General features: G+C 61.9%; 15 protein-coding genes and 3 tRNA genes. All 18 read left to right on the top strand.

Going from position 1 to position 19782, the window contains the following annotated elements; translation table 11 throughout:
- The first annotated feature begins 51 nt into the window (after positions 1-51).
- The 18 genes from leuB (at position 52) to ODQ19_RS13520 (ending at position 19781) form a co-directional block, all read left to right on the top strand.
- Positions 52-1134: a 3-isopropylmalate dehydrogenase gene (gene leuB / locus ODQ19_RS13605; RefSeq protein ID WP_003192555.1), complete on the top strand. Its 1083-nt coding sequence runs from the start codon at positions 52-54 to the stop codon at positions 1132-1134.
- A 64-nt stretch (positions 1135-1198) separates the two neighbouring features.
- Positions 1199-2311 carry an aspartate-semialdehyde dehydrogenase gene (asd, locus tag ODQ19_RS13600; RefSeq protein WP_003192554.1) on the top strand — a complete coding sequence of 371 codons (1113 nt, stop codon included), beginning with the start codon at positions 1199-1201 and terminating at the stop codon, positions 2309-2311.
- 249 nt (positions 2312-2560) lie between these two features.
- Positions 2561-3571, top strand: a complete 1011-nt coding sequence (locus ODQ19_RS13595) for an aspartate-semialdehyde dehydrogenase (protein WP_330210302.1) — start codon at positions 2561-2563, stop codon at positions 3569-3571.
- A gap of 161 nt (positions 3572-3732) precedes the next feature.
- A complete protein-coding gene (locus ODQ19_RS13590) occupies positions 3733-6246 on the top strand; it encodes a FimV/HubP family polar landmark protein (RefSeq protein ID WP_330210301.1) in 2514 nt (837 codons plus the stop codon).
- 243 nt (positions 6247-6489) lie between these two features.
- The gene (gene truA / locus ODQ19_RS13585) at positions 6490-7314 is read left to right on the top strand and encodes a tRNA pseudouridine(38-40) synthase TruA (protein ID WP_003192549.1); all 825 of its coding nucleotides are present in this window, start codon (positions 6490-6492) and stop codon (positions 7312-7314) included.
- Positions 7315-7377: 63 nt separating this feature from the next.
- Entirely contained in the window at positions 7378-8010 is a 633-nt protein-coding gene (locus ODQ19_RS13580) for a phosphoribosylanthranilate isomerase (RefSeq protein WP_330210300.1), read from the top strand.
- A 245-nt stretch (positions 8011-8255) separates the two neighbouring features.
- On the top strand, positions 8256-9176 hold the full coding sequence (gene accD / locus ODQ19_RS13575; protein WP_003192545.1) for an acetyl-CoA carboxylase, carboxyltransferase subunit beta: 921 nt from the start codon (positions 8256-8258) through the stop codon (positions 9174-9176).
- Positions 9173-10480: a bifunctional tetrahydrofolate synthase/dihydrofolate synthase gene (gene folC / locus ODQ19_RS13570; RefSeq protein ID WP_330210299.1), complete on the top strand. Its 1308-nt coding sequence runs from the start codon at positions 9173-9175 to the stop codon at positions 10478-10480. Before accD ends, folC begins: the two co-directional genes overlap by 4 nt.
- Positions 10464-11132 carry an SPOR domain-containing protein gene (locus ODQ19_RS13565; RefSeq protein ID WP_116666549.1) on the top strand — a complete coding sequence of 223 codons (669 nt, stop codon included), beginning with the start codon at positions 10464-10466 and terminating at the stop codon, positions 11130-11132. Before folC ends, ODQ19_RS13565 begins: the two co-directional genes overlap by 17 nt.
- A 242-nt stretch (positions 11133-11374) precedes the next feature.
- On the top strand, positions 11375-11932 hold the full coding sequence (locus ODQ19_RS13560; RefSeq protein ID WP_005789751.1) for a CvpA family protein: 558 nt from the start codon (positions 11375-11377) through the stop codon (positions 11930-11932).
- Between the two features lie 41 nt (positions 11933-11973).
- Positions 11974-13479 carry an amidophosphoribosyltransferase gene (purF, locus tag ODQ19_RS13555; protein ID WP_003192537.1) on the top strand — a complete coding sequence of 502 codons (1506 nt, stop codon included), beginning with the start codon at positions 11974-11976 and terminating at the stop codon, positions 13477-13479.
- A gap of 65 nt (positions 13480-13544) precedes the next feature.
- Positions 13545-14756, top strand: a complete 1212-nt coding sequence (locus ODQ19_RS13550) for an O-succinylhomoserine sulfhydrylase (RefSeq protein WP_057977625.1) — start codon at positions 13545-13547, stop codon at positions 14754-14756.
- An 11-nt stretch (positions 14757-14767) separates the two neighbouring features.
- Complete coding sequence (locus ODQ19_RS13545) at positions 14768-15532, top strand: SDR family oxidoreductase (RefSeq protein WP_003192533.1); 765 nt, start codon at positions 14768-14770, stop codon at positions 15530-15532.
- Positions 15533-15639: 107 nt separating this feature from the next.
- A tRNA-Val gene (locus tag ODQ19_RS13540) sits at positions 15640-15715 on the top strand.
- A 55-nt stretch (positions 15716-15770) separates the two neighbouring features.
- Positions 15771-15847 (top strand) — tRNA-Asp (locus tag ODQ19_RS13535).
- Positions 15848-15953: 106 nt separating this feature from the next.
- Positions 15954-16030, top strand: a tRNA-Asp gene (locus ODQ19_RS13530).
- Between the two features lie 387 nt (positions 16031-16417).
- Entirely contained in the window at positions 16418-19249 is a 2832-nt protein-coding gene (locus tag ODQ19_RS13525; RefSeq protein WP_330210298.1) for a xanthine dehydrogenase family protein molybdopterin-binding subunit, read from the top strand.
- Complete coding sequence (locus tag ODQ19_RS13520) at positions 19242-19781, top strand: (2Fe-2S)-binding protein (RefSeq protein ID WP_032903798.1); 540 nt, start codon at positions 19242-19244, stop codon at positions 19779-19781. Before ODQ19_RS13525 ends, ODQ19_RS13520 begins: the two co-directional genes overlap by 8 nt.
- Position 19782 lies beyond the last annotated feature (1 nt).

Genomic DNA, 19782 nt, shown 5'->3' with positions numbered 1-19782 from the left:
GATGGTTCCCGACCTGCCTGTGGGCGGGTCGCCCGATGAAATGAGGAAAGCATGAGCAAGCAGATTCTGATTCTCCCTGGCGACGGTATTGGTCCGGAAATCATGGCCGAAGCGGTCAAGGTCCTTGAGCTTGCCAACAGCAAGTACAGCCTGGGCTTCGAGCTGAGCCACGATGTGATCGGCGGCGCCGCCATCGATAAACACGGCGTGCCCCTGGCCGACGAGACCCTCGACCGCGCCCGGGCTGCCGATGCCGTGCTGCTCGGCGCCGTGGGCGGGCCGAAATGGGACAAGATCGAGCGTGACATCCGCCCTGAGCGCGGCCTGTTGAAAATCCGTGCGCAACTGGGCCTGTTCGGCAACCTGCGCCCGGCCATCCTCTACCCGCAACTGGCTGACGCGTCGAGCCTCAAGCCGGAAGTGGTGGCGGGCCTGGATATCCTCATCGTGCGCGAGCTGACCGGCGGTATCTACTTCGGCTCGCCACGGGGCGTGCGCGAGTTGGAAAATGGCGAGCGTCAGGCCTATGACACGCTGCCATACAGCGAGAGCGAAATCCGCCGTATCGCCCGTGTCGGTTTCGACATGGCGCGCGTGCGCGGCAAAAAAGTCTGCTCGGTGGATAAAGCCAACGTACTGGCCTCCAGCCAACTGTGGCGTGAAATCGTCGAAGAAGTCGCCAAGGATTACCCGGACGTCGAACTGAGCCACATGTACGTCGACAACGCCGCCATGCAGCTGGTGCGTGCACCCAAGCAGTTCGACGTGATCGTCACCGACAACCTGTTCGGCGATATCCTGTCCGACCAGGCGTCGATGCTCACCGGTTCCATCGGCATGCTGCCGTCGGCGTCCCTGGACACCAACAATAAAGGTATGTACGAGCCGTGCCACGGTTCGGCGCCAGACATCGCGGGGCAGGGCATTGCCAACCCGTTGGCGACGATTTTGTCGGTGTCGATGATGCTGCGTTACAGCTTCAACCTGGGCGATGCCGCAGACGCCATCGAGAAGGCCGTCAGCCTGGTGCTGGATCAGGGCTTGCGCACCGGCGATATCTGGTCCCAGGGTTGCACCAAGGTCGGGACGCAAGAAATGGGCGACGCAGTAGTCGCCGCGCTGCGGAATCTGTAATCTCTCGGGCCCGCTTGCAGTTGTTGCTGCAAGGCGGCCCACTTTTTAACAAGGTGTAGTTGCGATGAAACGTGTAGGTCTGATCGGTTGGCGCGGTATGGTCGGTTCCGTGCTCATGCAGCGGATGCTGGAAGAGCAGGATTTCGATCTTATTGAGCCGGTGTTTTTCACCACTTCGAACGTAGGTGGCCAAGGGCCGTCCGTGGGCAAGGATATTGCCCCGCTCAAGGATGCCTACAGCATTGAAGAGTTGAAGAGCCTCGACGTGATCCTGACCTGCCAGGGTGGCGACTACACCAGCGAAGTCTTCCCCAAGCTGCGTGAAGCCGGCTGGCAGGGTTACTGGATCGACGCCGCCTCGAGTCTGCGCATGCAGGACGACGCGGTGATCATCCTCGACCCGGTCAACCGCAAGGTCATCGACCAGCAACTGGACGCCGGCACCAAGAACTACGTGGGCGGCAACTGCACCGTCAGCCTGATGCTGATGGGCCTGGGCGGTCTGTTCGAAGCGGGTCTGGTGGAGTGGATGAGCGCCATGACCTATCAGGCGGCCTCCGGCGCCGGCGCGCAGAACATGCGTGAACTGATCAAGCAGATGGGCGCGACCCACGCCGCTGTCGCCGATCAACTGGCTGACCCGGCCAGTGCGATCCTCGATATCGACCGCCGTGTGGCCGAGGCCATGCGCAGCGATGCTTACCCGACCGAGAACTTCGGCGTGCCATTGGCCGGTAGCTTGATCCCGTGGATCGACAAGGAACTGCCTAACGGCCAGAGTCGCGAAGAGTGGAAGGCCCAGGCCGAAACCAACAAGATCCTGGGTCGCTTCAAGAACCCGATCCCGGTGGACGGCATCTGCGTACGCATCGGCGCCATGCGTTGCCACAGCCAGGCGCTGACCATCAAGCTGAACAAAGACGTGCCGATCGCCGATATCGAAGGGCTGATCAGCCAGCACAACCCTTGGGTCAAGCTGGTGCCGAACAACCGTGATATCAGCATGCAGGAGCTGAGCCCGACCAAGGTCACCGGCACCCTGAATGTACCGGTGGGCCGTCTGCGCAAGCTGAACATGGGCAGCCAGTTCCTCGGCGCGTTCACTGTCGGCGACCAACTGCTGTGGGGCGCGGCTGAGCCGTTGCGTCGCATGTTGCGGATTTTGCTGGAGCGTTGATCGCTTGAGGCAATCAGAGAAACCCGCGTTCTGGTGACAGGCGCGGGTTTTTTGTTGCCTTTGTGATCATTCCCACGCTCTGCGTGGGAATGCAGCTCTGGACGCTCTGCGTCTGCTTTAGAGGCGTGATGCGGAGCGTCACAGGAGGCGTTCCCGCGCAGAGCGTGGGAACGATCAGGGGGGCTGTAATTGCCTCACCCTCTACCACCCGGTAAAGTGCCGCTCCCCCGTAATGCCCGAGGCAACCCCATGACCCAGACCTTTGAAATCGCCGTGATCGGCGCCACCGGTACCGTTGGCGAAACCCTGGTGCAGATTCTCGAAGAGCTGGAGTTCCCGGTGGGCACCTTGTACCTGCTGGCGGGCAGCAACTCGGCGGGGGCTTCGGTGCCGTTTCGGGGCAAGAACGTGCGGGTCAAAGAGGTCGACACGTTTGATTTCAGCAAGGTGCAGTTGGCGTTCTTCGCCGCAGGCCCGGCGGTGACCCTGAGTTTCGCCCCGCGTGCCACCGCCGCTGGCTGCGCGGTGATTGACTTGTCCGGCGCATTGCCCGCCGAGCAGGCGCCGCAAGTGGTACCGCAGGCCAACGCCCATGTGCTGGGCGCGTTGAAAAAGCCTTTCCAACTCGGCAGCCCGAGCCCCTGTGCCACCTACCTCGCGGTAGTGCTGGCACCGTTGCGCGGTGTGGTGGACATCCAGCGCGTGAGCGTCAGCGCCAACCTGGCCATCTCTGCCCAGGGCCGCGAGGCCGTCAGCGAGTTGGCGCGCCAGACTGCCGAACTGTTGAACGTGCGTCCCTTGGAGCCAGCGTTCTTCGATCGGCAAGTGGCGTTCAACCTGCTGGCGCAAGTCGGCACGCCAGACGTCCAAGGTCATACCGCCCTGGAGAAGCGCCTCGTACACGAACTGCGTGCGGTGCTGGAAACACCTTTACTAAAGATTTCCGCCACCTGCGTTCAAGCCCCGGTGTTTTTCGGCGATAGCCTGACTGTGTCGCTGCAACTGGCCGCGCCGGTCGACCTGGCCGCGGTGAACCGCGCCCTCGACGCTGCGCCGGGAATCGAGCTGGTCGAGGAGGGCGATTACCCCACGGCCGTAGGCGATGCCGTCGGCCAGGACGTGGTGTACGTCGGGCGAGTTCGCGCAGGTATCGACGACCCAGCGGAACTAAATCTTTGGCTGACGTCAGATAACGTACGCAAAGGCTCAGCCCTGAACGCCGTGGAGCTGGCGCAGTTGTTGATAAAAGGCCTTGTGTAAAAGATACTTGGCGGCAATTTGTAGATTGATTCTAGCCAGGCGCTATGCTTGGTCCCAAGTGAAACACAAGCGCGTCGGTGACCTATCGGCTCGCCATGCCTAATGGCAGCGGTTACCAACCTTCTCGCAGGGCGGGAAGCGTTCAAACAAAGGATGAGGCTATGGTTCAAGTTCGCAAACTGGTGTTAGCAATAGCGGCCGCCTCGGCGCTGTCCTCCGGTATGGCGCAGGCGCTGCAACTTGGGGAGATGACCCTCAAGTCGAAGTTGAACCAGCCGCTGTCGGTGGAAATCGAATTGCGCGATGTGGGCGGCCTCACGGCGTCCGAGATCACCCCCAGCCTGGCGTCGGCCCAGGCCTTCGTGGATGCGGGAGTCGACCGCCAGGCGTTTCTCGATGACCTGACGTTCACGCCGGTGATCAACCCCGAAGGTCGCAGCGTGGTGCGCGTGACCTCCAGCAAGCCGCTGCCCGATTCCTATGTGCGCTTCCTCATGCAGGTGCAATGGCCCAATGGCCGTTTGATGCGTGACTACAGCGTACTGCTCGACCCGGCCAAGTTCGACTCGCCGGCGCCGGCGGCGAGCGCGCCAGCCAGTACTGCGCCTGCCGCCAGTACATCTGCCCAGCACACCACCACGTCCCGCGACACCTTGTGGGAAATTGCCGCAAAGAACCGCAATGGCGCCTCGGTCCAGCAAACGATGCTGGCCATCCAGGCGCTTAACCCGGATGCCTTTCTTGACGGCAATATCAACCGCCTGAAAACCGGCCAGGTCCTGCGCCTGCCGGACGCTACGCAAAGTACAGCCTTGGCCCAGCCGCAAGCGATTGCCGAAGTGAGCGCGCAGAATGCCGCCTGGCGCCAGGGCCGCCGTGGCCCTCAGAGCCAAGCGGCCGGCAAGCCGCAGTTGGACGCGACCAAGCGCACCCAGGCCGGCAATGCGCCGTCGAGCACCCAGGCCAAGGACAACTTGAGCCTGGTATCGGCGCAAGCGGCCAAAAAAGGTGGAAAGGGCACCGTCGGTGACAGCCGGGCCCTTAGCGACAAGCTGGCGATGACTCAGGAAGAACTAGACACCACGCGGCGCGACAACGAAGAACTGAAAAGCCGTGCCGCCGACTTGCAAAGCCAGTTGGACAAGCTGCAGAAGCTGATCCAGCTGAAGAATGACCAATTGGCTCGTTTGCAAGCGCAAACGGGTGAGCCACAGACAGCGGCGATGCCTGCGCAGTTGCCGGGTGAACCCGCAGCCGAGCCTGCGGCCCCTGTTGCAACACCAGCGCCAGCGCCTGAACCGGTCAAGCCGGCTGCTGCGCCGGCCAGCACCGAAGGCAAGTTCAACGACCTGCTGACCAACCCGATTGTGCTCGGCATTCTTGGCGGTGCGGCCCTGCTGGTAGTGTTGCTGCTTTTGCTGCTGTGGGCACGCCATCGCAATGCTCGCCGCGAAGAAGAAAAACATCTGCGCATGGCACGGGCGTTGGCTGAAGAGCCCGAGTTCGTTTCCAATATCGATCAAGACCTGCCGCCTGACAGCTTCGAGGGCCTTGAGGTGCCGCCGCCGAGCGTCAAGCTCGACACCGCAACGGCGCCAGTACCCGCACCGGTGGCTGAGCCGGTTGTAGCACCGACGGTCGCCTCCGTGCTGGCGCCGTTGGCGGTTGCCGTGGCTCAGGAAAACGCCAGCGACGCCCTGGCCCAGGCCCAATCCCATATTGACCGTGGCCACCTGAACCAGGCGGCGGATGTGCTTGAACAAGCCATCAAGCACGAGCCCAAGCGCAGCGACCTGCGTTTGAAGCTGATGGAAGTCTATGGCCTGCAGAACAACAAGGACGGGTTCGTCACCCAGGAGCGCCAGTTGGTGGCCAACGGTGAGAACCATGCCCAGGTCGAGCAGCTCAAGGCGCGTTTCCCGGCCATGGCCGTGTTGGCCGCGGGTGTCAGTGCCGCAGTGGCCGCCGCAGCCCTGGATGCGCAGTACGTCAAGGACCTGCTCGACGACAAGCCGACCCCAGCCCCGCAGGCAGATACCTTCGACACCGATTTCGACCTGAGCCTGGATGACCTGGAAGCTGCCTCGCCGGCCGAGATCGCGCAAGACCAGCAAACCTTTGAAGCGTTGCTGCAACAGCAGACTGAGCCCAAGGCCGATGCGCAGGACCTGTCGGACTTTGACCTGGACCTGCAACTGGACCCGCCGACGTCGCAATCCGATGACGACTTCCTGTCGGGCCTTGAAGGGCAGATCAAGGATGTACCTGCGGTGGAGCCGCCGACCCTGACGCCGGCCGCGCTGGACGAATTCGACCTGCCGGAAGATTTTGACCTGTCGCTGGCGGAGGAGCCGAGCAATCCTGCGGCCAAGCCCGATGCCTTCGCGTCAGAGCTGGACGACGTCAATGCCGAACTGGATCGCTTGTCCCAGAGCCTGGAGCATCCGCCGATCGAGCCTTCCTTCACGGCTGAAGATGCTGCGCTGAGTGCTGAGGATGAGCCGGAGTTCGATTTCCTCTCCGGCACTGATGAAGTGGCCACCAAGCTCGACTTGGCCCAGGCCTACATCGACATGGGCGATGCGGACGGCGCGCGTGACATCTTGTCCGAAGTGCTGACCGAAGGCGACGAAGGTCAGCGTAGCGAAGCCAAGGAAATGCTCGGCAGAATCTAACGGCCGACGCGGAAAAACGTGGGAGCGGGCTTGTTGTGGCGAGGGAGCTTGCTCCCGCTGGGGTGCGTAGCGCCCCTGAAAAGCCGGCTCCAGCTGCGCTATCGAACGGGAGCAAGCTCCCTCGCCACAAAAACCCCAGATTAAAAGCCCCCTCTCATGCACCCTGACGCCCTATAATGCCCGCCTTTGCGCAACTCATCAGGCTCACAGTTCTTGGCAAATATAGATAACGCGGCTGCCGAAATGGCGGCCGCAGGCTTTTACCGCATCGCCCTGGGCGTGGAATACAAAGGCTCGCGCTATCGCGGCTGGCAGCGTCAGGCCTCCGGGGTGCTGACGGTGCAGGAAACCCTGGAGAATGCACTGTCCAAAGTCGCCAACTCGCCGGTGTCGCTGATGTGTGCCGGGCGTACCGATGCCGGCGTACACGCGTGTGGCCAAGTGGTGCACTTCGACACCCAGGCCGAGCGTTCGATGAAGGCGTGGGTGATGGGGGCTAATATCAATTTGCCCCATGACGTCAGCGTCAGCTGGGCCAAGGTCATGCCGGCGCATTTTCACGCCCGTTTCAAGGCCATCGCCCGGCGTTATCGCTACGTGATCTACAACGATCAGATCCGCCCGGCGCACCTCAATGAAGAGATTACCTGGAACCACCGCCCACTGGATGCCGAGCGCATGGCCGAAGCCGCGCAGCATTTGGTCGGGGTGCATGACTTCAGCGCCTTCCGTGCCGGGCAGTGCCAGGCCAAGTCACCGATCAAGGAGGTCCACCACCTACGGGTGACACGGCACGGCAAGATGATTGTGCTGGATATCCGGGCCGGGGCCTTTCTGCATCACATGGTGCGCAATATCGCGGGCGTGCTGATGACCATCGGCACCGGTGAGCGCCCGGTGGAGTGGGCCAAGGAAGTGCTGGAAAGCCGCATTCGCCGCACGGGCGGGGTCACGGCGCATCCGTTCGGCCTGTATCTGGTGGATGTGGAGTACCGCGACGAGTTTGAATTGCCGGAGCGCTTTATCGGGCCGCACTTCCTCACAGGTTTCAGCGAACTTGGCGGCTGACGCCCGGAAAAGCTTTTGTTACCATCCGGGACTTTCTCGGCCCAACCCTGAGGTTCCTACGACATGTCAGCCGTTCGCAGCAAGATTTGCGGGATTACCCGCATAGAAGACGCGCTGGCGGCAGTCGAAGCGGGGGCGGATGCCATTGGCCTGGTGTTTTATGCCAAGAGCCCGCGGGCGGTGAATGTGCTGCAGGCGCGGGCGATTATCGCCGCGTTGCCGCCCTTCGTGACCACCGTAGGGTTGTTCGTCAATGCCAGCCGCTGCGAGCTCAACGAAACCCTGGATGCGGTGCCGCTGGATATGCTGCAGTTTCACGGCGACGAGTCGCCAGAGGAATGCGAAAGCTATCAGCGCCCGTACATCAAGGCATTGCGGGTCAAGGCCGGGGACGATATCGCCGCAGCCTGCGCCGCTTATACCGGCGCTCGCGGGATTCTGTTGGACACCTACGTCGAAGGCGTACCCGGTGGCACAGGCGAAGCGTTCGACTGGTCGCTGATTCCCGAGGGTTTGCGCAAGCCGGTTATTCTTGCGGGTGGGCTCACCCCTGGAAATGTCCAGGCGGCCATCGAGCAGGTCCGGCCGTATGCCGTGGACGTCAGCGGCGGGGTGGAGCAGGGCAAGGGGATCAAGGACCCGAGCAAGATTCGCGCGTTCATGCAGGCCGTGCGCAACAGCAGGGGTGGGATGTGACGGCTGGCAGTCTGCCGCCGTCCATAACTACCACTGTGTAAAACAGCCCGGCGCCGCCTGTGGGTGGCCCGGAAACGAAGTGGCAACCCTGCGCTGGCAGGTTGTCTGGAAGGCTGAGGATACGGGCGGGAAATGGCAGGTCCAACGTCTGACCCCGTCCCGCCTGTGTCATCGCCACATATGAATTTAGCTCAAGGGCATACGCGGGGCTGTGTTCAAGCCACCGGTACTGGAGAAAAGAAAGCATGAGCAACTGGTTAGTAGACAAACTGATCCCTTCGATCATGCGTTCCGAGGTGAAGAAAAGCTCGGTTCCTGAAGGTCTGTGGCACAAATGCCCATCCTGCGACGCGGTGCTGTATCGCCCGGAGCTGGAAAAGACCCTGGACGTTTGCCCCAAGTGCAACCACCACATGCGTATTGGCGCACGCGCCCGTATCGACATCTTCCTGGATGCCGACGGCCGTAATGAACTGGGTGCCGACCTAGAGCCGGTTGACCGTCTCAAGTTCCGCGACAGCAAGAAGTACAAGGACCGCCTAGTCGGCGCGCAGAAGCAGACCGGCGAGAAAGACGCGCTGATTTCGGTCAGCGGCAAGCTGCTGGGCATGCCGGTGGTGGTTTCGGCCTTCGAATTCTCCTTCATGGGCGGTTCCATGGGTGCCATCGTCGGTGAGCGCTTTGTTCGTGCTGCCAACTATGCCCTGGAAAACCGTTGCCCGATGATCTGCTTCGCCGCCTCCGGTGGTGCGCGTATGCAGGAAGCCCTGATTTCCCTGATGCAAATGGCCAAGACCTCGGCGGTACTGGCGCGTCTGCGTGAAGAAGGCATCCCGTTCATCTCCGTGCTGACCGACCCGGTCTACGGCGGCGTGTCCGCCAGCCTGGCAATGTTGGGCGATGTGATCGTTGGCGAGCCAAAAGCCCTGATCGGTTTTGCCGGCCCACGCGTGATCGAGCAGACCGTGCGGGAAAAACTGCCGGAAGGCTTCCAGCGCAGCGAGTTCCTGCTGGAGCACGGTGCGATCGACCTGATCATCCCGCGTGGCGAACTGCGTCCGCGCCTGGGCAGCCTGCTCGCGCAAATGATGGGCCTGCCGACGCCTGTGTACATCGCGCCTAAGGTTGAGCCGATCGTCGTGCCGCCGGTGCCTGCAAACCTATGACCCAACGTACCCTGGGCGAATGGCTCGCCTACCTTGAGCAGTTGCATCCGTCCGCCATCGACATGGGCCTGGAGCGCTCGCAACAGGTAGCGGCCCGCCTCGGGTTGGGCCGGCCGGCACCGCGTGTGATCACGGTAACCGGCACCAACGGCAAGGGCTCCACCTGTGCCTTTGTCGCCGCGCTGTTGCAGGCCCAGGGCCTCCAAGTCGGCGTGTACAGCTCGCCGCACCTGCTGCGCTACAACGAGCGGGTGCAGCTCAATGGCGTAGAAGCCACTGATGCCCAACTGTGCGAAGCCTTCGCGGCCCTGGAGGCCGGGCGTGGCGACATTTCCCTGACCTATTTCGAGATGGGCACCCTGGCGGCGTTCTGGCTGTTCGAGCGTGCGCAACTGGATGTGGTCGTGCTGGAAGTCGGCCTCGGCGGGCGCCTGGATACTGTCAACGTGGTGGATGCCGACCTGGCCCTGGTGACCAGCATTGGTGTCGATCATGCCGATTACCTGGGCAATACCCGCGACTCGGTGTCTTTTGAAAAGGCCGGGATCTTCCGTCAGGGCCGTCCGGCGCTGTGTGGTGACCTGGACCCGCCGCAACCTTTGCTCGACAAGGCCCGCGAGCTGGACTGTCCGTTCTACCTGCGCGGACGCGAATTCAACCTTGAAATCGGTGCTGCCCATTGGCAGTGGCGTGGGCAGGATGCGCGTGGCCAACGGGTAGAGCTGCTTGATTTGCCGCTGCTGAACCTGCCGATGGAAAACGCCGCGCTCGCGCTGCAAGCCTATTTGCTGCTGGACCTGCCGTGGGATGCCGCGCAGATTGCCACGACCTTGCTGGCAACGAAAGTGGTGGGGCGCCTGGATCGCCGAACCTTCGACTGGCAAGGCAAGCGCCTGAGCCTGATGTTGGATGTAGGCCATAACCCCCATGCTGCGCAGTACCTGGCTCAGCGTCTGGCGCGTACCCCGCTGGCGGGGAATCGCCTGGCGGTGTTCGGGTTGTTGGTCGACAAGGATCTGGACGGCGTGGTTGCGCCACTGCTGGCCAGCGTCCAGTCTTGGGCCGTTGCGCCGCTGGATACGCCGCGCAGCCGTCCTGCGGTTGAGTTGGAAGCTGCCTTGCAGAACCTTGGCGCGCCGGTGACGTCGTATGCAAGCGTCACTGCCGCCCTGGAGGCGCAGTGCGCGGTAGCGACGGCCGAGGACGAAATCCTGTTGTTCGGATCATTTTATTGTGTTGCCGAGGCGCTTGAATGGCTGGCCCGGCGCTCCACGGAGGAAGCTGCACATGGCATTACTGGATAGCGCATACAAGCAGCGAATGGTCGGGGCCCTGGTGCTGGTGGCGTTGGCGGTAATCTTTCTGCCGATGCTGTTTTCCCGCCAGGACGAACAGCGCCAGGTGGTGGTTGAAGCTCCCGCTGCGCCCCAGGCGCCGGTGGTGCCGCAGGTTCAAGTCGAACCAGTGGTTGTGCCTGAGCCTCAGGTGTTGCCGGAAGAGCCTGTGCCCGTCGAGGAGGAGGTCGCCACACAGCAGGCGCCTTCACAGGCCCCTTCGATGCCGGTGCAGCCAAGTGTGCCGGTGGTCAAGCCAACGCCAGCCCCGGCTGTCGCCGCCAAACCGGCTGCACCGGCGCCTGCGCCCAAGCCGGTAGCGCCGCAGCCTGCGGCACCGGGTAAGCCGGATGTGGGGCAGAGTCGCATCGACCCTAATGGCCTGCCGGTCAGTTGGTCGATCCAGTTGGCCAGCCTGGCCAACCGCGAAAGTGCCGACGCCCTGCAGAAAAAGCTGCGTGCCCAGGGGTATAACGCCTATATCCGCAGCGCCGACGGCAAGAACCGGGTGTTTGTGGGGCCGCTGATCGAGCGTGCCGAGGCAGATCGCCTGCGCGATTTGCTGGGCCGTCAGCAGAACCTCAACGGGTTTGTGGTGCGTTTCCAGCCCGAGCGCGGCTGAACGGGCAACATGCTCTAAATGTGGGAGCTGGCTTGCCTGCGATGGCGGTGGTTCAATCGACAACGATGTCGAATGTGCCGCCCTCATCGCAGGCAAGCCAGCTCCCACATTGGTTTGTGCTGGGGTTGAAATGCGATTGGCCCGTCACAATCTATTGATTTGCAAAGCACCCGCAATCACCGCTTACCGATAGCCCAGCGCTCTGCTAAAATGCGCCGCCTTATCCGTACGTAGGCTGCACTGTGCCATTTACCTGGGTTGATTGGGCGATCGTTGCAATCGTCGCCATCTCCGCTTTGATCAGTCTGAGCCGCGGCTTCGTAAAAGAAGCACTGTCGTTGCTGACCTGGATCATCGCAGGAGTCGTAGCCTGGATGTTCGGTGGTTCACTGTCGGTCTACCTGGCCGGGTACATAGAGACACCTTCGGCTCGCGTCATCGCGGGCTGCGCCATCATGTTCATCGCCACGCTGTTGGTGGGGGCAATGGTCAATTATCTTATTGGCGAGTTGATACGTGTCACCGGCCTGTCCGGGACCGATCGATTTCTCGGCATGGCCTTCGGGGCTGCGCGTGGCGCGCTGCTGGTGGTCGTGGCGGTCGGGCTGTTGAGCCTGGGGCCGGTACAGCAGGATTCGTGGTGGCAGGAGTCGGTACTCGTGCCAAAATTTCTATTGGTTGCAGACTGGTCCAAGAACCTCATATTGGGGTGGAGCAGTCAGTGGCTGGCCAGCGGAATCAGCGTACCCGCTGATCTTCCGTTCAAGGAACACCTCTTGCCGGCGCAAACGCCTCAGTAAGCTGTGTTCAGTCAAGATTCATTAAGTAGGGGTTGCGTCGCATGTGTGGCATCGTCGGTATCGTCGGTAAGTCGAACGTCAATCAGGCGCTGTATGACGCGCTAACCGTCCTCCAGCACCGCGGCCAGGACGCTGCCGGTATTGTGACCAGCCACGACGGCCGGTTATTCCTGCGCAAGGACAATGGCCTGGTGCGTGACGTGTTCCATCAGCGTCACATGCAGCGCCTCGTCGGGCACATGGGCATTGGCCATGTGCGTTACCCGACTGCCGGTAGCTCGACCTCGGCCGAAGCTCAACCGTTCTACGTCAACTCGCCTTACGGCATTACCTTGGCGCACAACGGTAACCTGACCAACGTTGAACAGCTGGCCAAGGAGATCTACGAATCTGACCTGCGCCACGTCAACACCAGCTCCGATTCGGAAGTGCTGCTCAACGTGTTCGCCCACGAGCTGGCCCAGCGCGGCAAGCTGCAGCCGACCGAAGAAGACGTGTTCGCCGCCGTGATCGACGTGCATAACCGTTGCGTCGGTGGTTATGCGGTGGTGGCGATGATCACCGGTTACGGCATCGTCGGTTTCCGCGACCCCCACGGCATTCGCCCGATCGTATTCGGCCAGCGTCACACCGACGAAGGCGTCGAGTACATGATCGCCTCCGAAAGCGTTTCCCTGGACGTGCTGGGCTTCACCCTGATCCGCGACCTGGCGCCGGGCGAGGCTGTCTACATCACCGAAGACGGCAAGCTGCACACCCGCCAGTGCGCCGTAGCCCCGAAACTCACCCCGTGCATCTTCGAACACGTCTATCTGGCGCGTCCGGATTCGATCATCGACGGTGTCTCGGTCTACAAGGCGCGCCTACGCATGGGCGAGAAGCTGGCCGAGAAGATCCTGCGCGAGCGTCCCGAGCACGATATCGACGTGGTCATCCCGATCCCGGACACCAGCCGTACCGCTGCGCTGGAGCTGGCCAACCATCTGGGCGTCAAGTTCCGCGAAGGCTTCGTGAAGAACCGCTACATCGGCCGTACTTTCATCATGCCCGGCCAGGCTGCGCGCAAGAAGTCGGTACGCCAGAAGCTCAACGCCATCGAGCTGGAGTTCCGCGGCAAGAACGTGATGCTGGTGGATGACTCCATCGTACGCGGCACCACCTGCAAGCAGATCATCCAGATGGCTCGTGAGGCCGGGGCGAAGAACGTGTACTTCTGCTCTGCGGCGCCCGCGGTGCGTTACCCGAACGTGTACGGTATCGACATGCCGAGCGCCCATGAGCTGATCGCTCATAATCGTTCTACCCAGGATGTGGCCGACCTGATCGGCGCCGACTGGCTGATCTACCAGGACCTGCCGGACCTGATCGAAGCGGTTGGCGGTGGCAAGATCAAGATCGAGCAGTTCGACTGCGCCGTGTTCGACGGCAAGTACGTGACCGGCGATGTCGACGAGGCCTACCTGAACAAGATCGAGCAGGCGCGCAACGACTCGTCGAAGATCAAGACCCAGGCAGTCAGCGCGATCATCGATCTGTATAACAACTGAGTAAACACCGGCCCTGAGGGGCCGGTTTTGTATCTTAAATAAAGAATTGAATAAGGAGTCGCAGCATGAGTCAGGAATGGGATGCCGGTCGGTTGGACAGCGACCTCGATGGCGTAGCTTTCGATACCCTGGCTGTGCGCGCCGGCCAGCACCGTACCCCGGAAGGTGAGCACGGCGACCCGATGTTCTTCACCTCCAGCTACGTGTTCCGTACTGCCGCCGACGCCGCTGCGCGGTTTGCTGGCGAAGTGCCGGGCAACGTGTATTCGCGCTACACCAACCCGACCGTGCGTGCGTTCGAAGAGCGCATTGCGGCCCTGGAAGGTGCCGAGCAGGCCGTAGCGACTGCCACCGGCATGGCGGCCATCCTGGCCGTGGTGATGAGCCTGTGCAGCGCCGGCGACCATGTGCTGGTATCGCGCAGCGTGTTCGGCTCGACCATCAGCCTGTTCGAGAAGTACTTCAAGCGTTTCGGTGTTGAGGTGGACTACGTGCCCCTGGCGGACCTGTCCGGTTGGGAGGCGGCCATCAAGGCCAATACCAAGCTGTTGTTCGTCGAGTCGCCGTCCAACCCGCTCGCTGAGCTGGTGGACATTGCTGCGCTGTCCGAAGTCGCGCATGCCAAGGGCGCGATGCTGGTGGTGGACAACTGCTTCTGCACCCCGGCCTTGCAGCAACCGCTGAAGCTGGGTGCGGACATCGTGGTGCACTCGGCAACCAAGTTCATCGACGGCCAGGGCCGTTGCATGGGCGGCGTGGTGGCTGGTCGCAGCGAGCAGATGAAGGAAGTGGTGGGCTTCCTGCGCACTGCCGGCCCGACGCTGAGCCCGTTCAACGCCTGGATCTTCCTCAAAGGCCTGGAAACCCTCAGCCTGCGTATGAAAGCCCATTGCGCCAACGCTCAGGCCCTGGCCGAGTGGCTGGAGCAGCAGGACGGTATCGAGAAGGTGCATTACGCCGGCCTCAAGAGCCACCCGCAACACGCCTTGGCCCAGCGCCAGCAGCGTGGTTTTGGTGCGGTGGTGAGTTTCGAGGTGAAGGGCGGCAAAGACGGCGCCTGGCGCTTCATCGACGCGACGCGCTTGATCTCCATTACCGCCAACCTGGGTGACAGCAAGACCACCATCACGCACCCGAGCACCACCTCCCACGGGCGCCTGGCGCCGCAGGAGCGTGAAGCGGCCGGCATCCGTGACAGCCTGATCCGCATTGCGGTGGGCCTGGAAGACGTTGCTGACTTGCAGGCAGACCTGGCCCGCGGGCTGGCGGCCTTGTGATCGAGTGGTCCATGGAGGCCGCAGCGGCCAGTAACGGGCGCGTGGCGCTGGTGACGGGCGCGGCGCGGGGCATTGGCCTCGGGATTGCCGCGTGGCTGATCAGTGAAGGCTGGCAGGTGGTGTTGACCGACCTGGACCGCGAGCGCGGTGCCAAGGTGTCCAAGGTGCTGGGCGATAATGCCTGGTTTATCACCATGGACGTGGCCGACGAGAAGCAAGTGGCCCAGGGTGTCGCCGAGGTGCTGGGGCAGTTCGGGCGCCTGGATGCGTTGGTGTGCAACGCGGCGGTGGCCGACCCGCGCAATATCACCCTGGAAAGCCTCGATCTGGCGTACTGGAATCGCGTGCTGGCGGTCAACCTCAGCGGGCCGATGCTGTTGGCCAAGCACTGCGCGCCTTACCTGCGTGCCCATGGCGGCGCTATCGTCAACCTGGCCTCGACTCGGGCGCGTCAATCGGAGCCTGACACCGAAGCCTATGCGGCCAGCAAAGGTGGATTGTTGGCCCTGACCCACGCCTTGGCTATGAGCCTGGGGCCGGAAGTGCGGGTCAATGCGGTCAGCCCTGGCTGGATCGACGCACGTGACCCGGCTGCGCGGCGTGCAGAACCGCTCACCGATGCCGATCATGCCCAGCATCCGGCGGGCAGGGTCGGTACGGTGGAGGACGTGGCGGCGATGGTGGCCTGGTTGCTGTCACGCCAGGCCGGGTTCGTCACCGGGCAAGAGTTTGTGGTGGACGGTGGCATGAGCAAGAAGATGATTTACAGCGAGTAGGGCGGGTAGCCGTCTTGAAGTCATTTTGTCTTTTTCAGAAAAACTTCAAGCAGGCTATTGACTTAGGTCCGCTACCTGCGTAAATTTCGCGGCCTCAACGAAGCAAAGGGTGATTAGCTCAGCTGGGAGAGCATCTGCCTTACAAGCAGAGGGTCGGCGGTTCGATCCCGTCATCACCCACCACTTCTTGAGAGTTTTGCTTCAGGGCAAGACGCAACGTTAAAGGTTGCACCGACGCGCAGCGGTAGTTCAGTCGGTTAGAATACCGGCCTGTCACGCCGGGGGTCGCGGGTTCGAGTCCCGTCCGCTGCGCCATATTTTCCAGGTTCGATGTGTCGGGCTTGAGATTGAACAGCCAAGGCTGATCGGTCAGATGTTTAAAAGGTGGTTGAGGGTTCATGCTCAATCAGCCAAGCGATACGCAGCGGTAGTTCAGTCGGTTAGAATACCGGCCTGTCACGCCGGGGGTCGCGGGTTCGAGTCCCGTCCGCTGCGCCATATCTGCCTCAAGGCCCACTGAACGCCTTGAAGCACAAGGAAAGCCACTGGCTCACCTTGATCCGATAGCAAAGACCCTGGTCGAAAGACCGGGGTTTTTTGTGTCTGGGGTTTGAAAAAAGCCTCATCTTCTTCGCTACCACCAGCGCTCGTTATCGGCAAACGGCCGACAGATCATTTCGATTCTGTCGGCCGTTTTGCGTTCTTGTGTCAAAAAATTTCAATGTGGTTATTTGCCGCAGGCGCAGAAACCTTTAAAGTTAACCCTTCGGTCAACTTTGCACTGTCATCATGGCCTTTTGATTCGTCGAGAAAGGCTTCTGCAAATCTCCAGATTCGGTGTACTTAACCATAAGGGCGGATTTATAACCGCTCAGAGGATGATCCATGTCCAACCGTGAAATAACCCGGCGCTCGTTCCTCCAGGGCGGGCTGGTGGCGGGTGTGAGTGTCACGCTTACGCCACTTAGCACCCAGGCGCTGGCTGCCTTGATGGAAAACAGCGTGACCGTGCCATCTGAAAAGTGGCTCGGTCATAACGGCAAGGCGCGCCAGCGTAACGATGCCTTGTCGAAAGTCTGCGGCAGCAAGGTGTTCGCCCGCGACATCCGTTCCAAGGACATGCCTGGTTGGCCCCAGCAGCAGGGTCACGCCATGTTGCTCAAAACCATCAAGGCCGACCACATCTACGCGGGCTACGACCTGTCGTGGCTTGGCGCCGAGCTGCAGCCGGACCGTATTGTCACCGCTGCCGACCTGGACAAGGACGGTATCGTCTTCCCGGAAGAACATGCGCCGGACCCGTTGCTGCCCGAGGGCAAAGTGCCGATGTTCATCGGTCACCCGGTGGCGATCCTGATCTGGAACGACTTCGAGCGTTTCCGTCAGGCCAAGAACAAGCTCAAGTTCAATGACAAGGCGATTCGTTACGGCGCCAAAGTGCCGTATTACGAAGGCGACCCCTACGGCAGCTTTCGCTACGTGCGCGTGGGTGGCCCGACCTCGGCCGACGAAGACGAGTTCGCCAGCCTCAAGGATTCGATCCTGTTCCCGATGCTGAAAAACCGTCGCCCAGTGTGGAATTCCCAGCCGAACCTGCACGGCAACCTGACCGAGCGCGGGCTGTTCTACGCCGAGCGCATGAAGAGCCAGATCAACACACCACCGGACAACTGGCTAGTGTTTGACGAGCGCTACAAAACCCCCTCGATCGAACCGGCCGCCATGGAGCCGGACAACGGCAACGGTTGGTACGATCCTGCTACCAAGACCCTGCACTTCGTGGTGGCCACCCAGTGCCCATTGGAAGTGGCGACCGAGACCGCCAAGATGATCTCGCCGTCGCGCTTCGGCCTGGCCCACCTGAACATGCACCCCGGTTACACCGTGGGGTACGGTTCCAAAGACCACAACATTTTCGTCTACTACGCCGCCCTCGCTGCGTTGTATGGCGCCGGTGTGCCGGTGCGTCTGGCCAATGATCGTTACGAGCAATTCCAGAGCGGCATCAAGCGTCACCCGTTCGATATTCGCTATCAGTTGGCGGTCGACAAAAACGACCACAGCTTCAAAATCTTCCTCGCTGACATGAGCGTCGACGGCGGTGGTCGGGTCAACTACAGCCCATCGGTCGCTGCGGTCGGCGCCACGGCGGCGCAGTCGATCTACTACATGCCGCAGAACGACCTGCAAGTCACCGCATACCATTCCCGTGGCGTTGAAGCCGGTTCGATGCGTGGCTACGGCACCCTGCAAAGCATGGCGGCGACCGAAATGATGGTCGACGAAATCGCCGGTCGCCTCGGTGTAGATGCCATTGAGCTGCGGCGCAAGAACGCATTGCGTTCGGGCATGAAAAACACCCAGGGTGCGATCCCTGCCGGTGCGTTGCGGCTGCACGAAATTCTCGATAAGGCCGCCGTGCACGACGTGTGGAAAAACCGCGACGCGATCAAGCAACAACGCGAAGCTGCGGACCCGGATAACTGGTATGGCGTTGGTTTCGCCATCTGCCAGAAAGACTTCGGCACCGGTTCCGAAGCGCCGATGGCCAGTGTTGAATTCAACGCTGAGGGTCGCATCAGCCTGCGCCACATCGGGATCGAAATCGGTACCGGTATGTCTACCTCGCAATCGCTGGTCGTTGCCGATTTCCTTGGCAGCCCGGCACACGAAGTGAAGACAGGCGAAACAGAGTGGAAGGAAATGCAACTGATCACCAGCGGCAACCCTTACACCATGAGCCAGTCCGAGCAGGACAACCTGCTGCGCAACCCGCGTTGGGTGGGCAAGCTCGCTTCGGCGTCGTCCGCGACCAACTCGGCGTACTACTTCAGCCACGCCACCCGTGAAGCGGCGCGTGTGCTGTTCAACCACGGCCTGTGGCCAGCGGCGCTGGAGATCTGGCGCCAGGGCCCGTTCGGCGGTCAGGCCAACCCCTATGTGGTGCGCCGCGAAGACGCGCATTGGGTGGACGGCAAACTCACCGCCAACGGCATGCAGCCGTTGAGCTTTGAAGAGCTGGCCAAGCGTGCTCACGAGCGCGGCCTGGTCACCGCTGCCACGGTCCACGGGTTTAACCGCTGGAGCTGGGCCGAGGCTGAGTACAGCATCGACGGCGTGCGCGAGCGCCTGCCGCTCGACGGTCTGGCGGTGAAATACGGCGACGGCGCACCGAAAACCAAGCAGGCGCTGATGAGCGCTGCCGGTTTCCACCTGCTCGATCGCCAGAACGTCAGCTATCCCGCCACCCAGTTGAATAACGCTGCGGTGACGTACTACAGCCCCGTCGCCACGTTGGTCGAGTTGAAGGTCAACAAGGGTTCAGCGCAGGTCGAAGTGCTCAATCATCACTCGTGGGTCGAGTGCGGGCGTGTGCTGGTTGAAGAGTTGGTCAAGGGCCAGCTCGAAGGCGGTGTGGCCATGGGCATCGGCCACGCCTTGATGGAAGAAATGCCGTTGTACGAAGGCGGGCCGGGGGAGGGCGACTGGAACTTCAACCGCTACCGTCTGCCGATGGCGCGTCACGTTGCCGTGTGGAAACAGACCTCAGAGATTCTGCCGGCGCTGTCGCCAAGCGACCCGTCCAAAGGTATCGCTGAAGTGGTGATGATCCCGATTGTCGGGGCCATTGGTAATGCGGTGGCACACGCCATCGGTAAACGTGTTCGCGACCTGCCAATCACGGCTGCCCGCATCAAGGAGGCCCTCAATGGCTAACCGTCCGCTTCAACTGACCCTCAATGGTCAATCCGTCGGCCCGGTGGACATCCCTGATGACCTGCCGATGATCGACTACCTGCACGAGTACAAGAACCTCACCGGCTCGCGGCTGGGCTGTGGCCAGGGCATTTGCCACGCCTGCGTGGTGATCGTCGACAACCCGGACGGTACCAGCGAAGAAGTGCGCACCTGCATCACCGGTGCGCATTACTTCGAAGGCAAGCAAGTGCGCACCATCGAAGGCCACGCCAAGCGCGATGAGTCGGGCCAGGTTACCGAGCTGAACCCGATCCAGCAGCGCTTCGTGGACGAGTTCGCCTTTCAGTGCAGCTATTGCGCGCCGGGCTTCGTCAATGCGGCCACCGTGTTGGTGGAGAAACTGCAGCGCCAGCCGACCGTGCACAGCAAGCTGGAACAAGTCATCGAGGACAGTCTCGGTCATCACGTCTGCCGTTGTACCGGGTACGTGCGTTATTACAACGCCACCCGCAACGTGCTGACCGATCTCGGCCTGGTCAAGGAGGGTTAAG

Source organism: Pseudomonas sp. AM4(2022), assembly GCF_036346515.1.
GTDB classification, from domain to species: domain Bacteria; phylum Pseudomonadota; class Gammaproteobacteria; order Pseudomonadales; family Pseudomonadaceae; genus Aquipseudomonas; species Aquipseudomonas paracarnis.
Note: the sequence above shows the minus strand (reverse complement) of the source record. Positions and strands in the feature narration are given on the sequence as shown.